The 3,015-nt window shown below is 56.4% G+C and carries 1 protein-coding gene and 1 pseudogene; both read right to left on the bottom strand.

Annotated elements, in window-relative coordinates; all coding sequences use genetic code 11:
- Positions 1–2,103, bottom strand: a pseudogene (locus tag EN984_RS28610) (hypothetical protein); the annotation flags it as partial.
- Positions 2,104–2,806: 703 nt separating this feature from the next.
- A partial coding sequence (locus EN984_RS38330; RefSeq protein ID WP_206517498.1) for a hypothetical protein occupies positions 2,807–3,015 on the bottom strand: 209 nt, incomplete at its 5' end.

Raw genomic sequence — 3,015 nt, 5'->3', positions numbered from 1 at the left:
AGTCAGTGTGGTGACGATCCTGCTCGGATCGGTCGCACTGCCAGGAGCGACCGTGCCGCCCTCGGAAATGGTGACCGCACCGTAGGTGCCGCCGCCTGCGACGACACCGCCGCTGTTTGCGATAGCCGTGCCCCCGATCTGCCCGTCATTCCCGAGAAAGCCGGACGTGGTCGCATCATGGGAAAGCACACCTGTATCGGCAAGCAGCAATCCCGCGCCGGAACCGACCGTCGTCATGCCGGAAAAATTGTTCTTTCCGCTCAGCGTTTGCACGCCACCGGCAACGAATAGTTTGCCGCCCATATTATTGTTATCAACGTCGAGGTCGTTGATGCTGCCGGCGAACGTGTCGTTCGAATCCGTTAGCACCAGGGTACGCTTGCCCAGCTCGACCGTTCCGCTGCCACTCAGGCTACGAATACGGGCATCGTTGTAGGCGTCGGAGATTCCCCAATAGTCGCTGCCATTTCCATGTTCGGAGATATCGAACGTGCCGTCTGCAACGACTTTCGCTGACCGTTGGATGTTGCCGAGCCCCGCAAGCGAGAGATAGGCATCCTGAGCAATATTCGTCTCGCCGGTGTAGGTGTTGACATTCGTCATCCGGACCACCGTCTTTGTATCAAGCGTCAGCGATCCGGAGCCGGAGACGACACCCGCTATGCCGAACCCGCCCTCATTCCCCATGCTCGTCGTTATCCTGCTCAGACCGGTCCCTTCGGGTGCGGATGAATCGGTAGAGAAGTTGCTGGCAGTGACGAAATGTGACGTATAAGCGGTATACTTCTTCTCCAGATCGAAAATGACCGATCTGTTTTTGAAGAAGTCAAGACCGGCAACAAAACTGGTCTGGTCATTGGGTTGTTCCGTCGTGCCGCTGGTGTAGGTGAAGTCGATATTGTCCAGCCTTACCGGATCGCCATCCGTTCCTGCGATTGTAACGCTCGGGATGTTGCCCGATGCGCTTACGATCTCGCGTTGCTCATTTCTCCGAACATTTTTAAGTTTGACGCCCGCATCCTGAAATTGCTTCAGCATCGCATCACTGATCTCCAGACTGCCACCGCCCGGTGTGCCGGTGTCGAGCAATACCGCGGTCTTGTTGGGGTCGGTGATTGGTGGGGCTCCATCCTTAACCGTGTACTGCAGATTGTAGCTGCCTTCGTATTCGGTCGAGGCATTGGCGCCAGAGCCAGGAAAATTCTGATAAGAATCCTGATCTTTTTCCTCGGGTTCTCCCCATGGCATGGCATTAGTATATTGGGCCCGGAGGCTTGGATTGAGGTTGACAATCGTGCAGGGGGAACAGCCAGGCGTTTGGTCGCTCTCGGAATCCGGATTCACATTGGCGGAGACCACGTAGCCAGACCTGGTGACACTGCCCATCATGCCCCAGACACTTGTCTTGCCAAGAAAATCGCCGGCCCCGAATGTACCTGCGAAATCGCCGCCTTCGTCTGCCATCTTGCCAGCGGTCATTTTCGCCCGCTGCTCCTTATCGGCGTGATAAGGTTCTTGGAGATCCTGACCATACATATCTTTAAGTCCATCCGTCACGGATCCCGGCGTGCACTTAAGATTGTTGTCCTTGCAATACGCATGGGTATAGACAAAATCGAGAATGCGAGCAGCCCGGTATTTCTTATCGCTTACAGACGGCCCGTCGATTGTTATCTTTTGATCTGGATCGACATATGTAAATTTATCAATTTCCCCGTTCTGAAGCTTATTACCATACGTTCCGTCCCCGTACGTATATACGTAAGGCGTGTCGGCAATCGGGCGGACCCCGGTCACCTCTGACCCGATCTGCGTGTTGAGCTGGTCCGAGCCCGTGTCGAATACGTATCGCTGCGCGTTGCCATTGTTGATCTTGGCCCAGATGCCCAGGCGGTCATGGCCTTCCCCGACATACTCCAGCGGGATCGAAATCGGGTCGTCGGCCAACGCTTCTCCAGTTGGAAATGCTACCAGACCCACCCCGAGAGACACAGCCGGCAGGAATACCGTCGTCATCGCGGTGGTTGCCGCCAGAAAGTTCTTTGTCCCGAAACAAGCCTGCATACCTGGTCCTCGAAAAAGTCTCGCAAACTGATTGATCATTGGAACGGCCTCCTGAATTGTTTAACGAGACCCTTTATGGCGGCCCTGGCTGACAACAGCCTGAAAGCTGCAAGCGGCATGCGAAAATGGGGCGATCCTGAATGACGACAGATGCTGTCAACACTGGAAGAGTGCTCGGCCTGAAAGCTGAGCACGCTTTATGCTCAGGCTGCTGACAAGGCCAAAGCAGCGTAAGTGCGGAGTGAAATCCAAGGTCCACATGGGTCGTCGCTCTTCCCGTGCGCCTGGGAAGGCGCCGGCCCGGCCAAGCTTTCCCAGATCGTCCGGATGGCGCACAAGATACCGGTTCAGGTCGATCGAGATGGAGGCCGAGGCGTATGCCAAGGCGGTCGACTGCCTGACGAAAGATCAGAATGCGTCGCTGGCGCTCTACGATTTCCGCCGGCAGCGAGCTCAGTCTCCTGCCGGGCATCCGTGTTTACTGGCGACGAGACACAAGATGTGCCCAAATTGCCACCAGACCGTCACCTGCGATGAGTTTCGGCAACTGATTTTGTCCTTTCAATCGTCGCCACTTCCTGGCCGCGGCCAACATGGGCCACTCGAAGGCAGCAGACTGGCGGCTATATGGACGGGCTGTGAGCCCGAACCGGAGACATTGGCGAAATCTACGATCTCTATAGCAACGTCAAGGAGAAGCGCGAGGTGTTGCAGATGTGGTCAAATCACATCGAATGGCTGATCAAGCAGGCTGCGGATGACGCTCTGGCGGCGTAGCTGCTGGCATGGGCGGAAGATGCGGCGCAACAATCGTCAGAGCCTCATCGAATTGGAGATCATGCTTGACCAGCAAATGCGCGGCCAATGCTTCGATGGCCGACCAGTGATCGAGTACTAGCCGGGCCGTGCGATCTTCGATCCGCCTCCAACGGGGGCGGCGCGGCATCAGGA

It is taken from the genome of Mesorhizobium sp. M7A.F.Ca.CA.004.12.1.1 (assembly GCF_003997835.1).
GTDB lineage: Bacteria > Pseudomonadota > Alphaproteobacteria > Rhizobiales > Rhizobiaceae > Mesorhizobium.
Note: the sequence above shows the minus strand (reverse complement) of the source record. Positions and strands in the feature narration are given on the sequence as shown.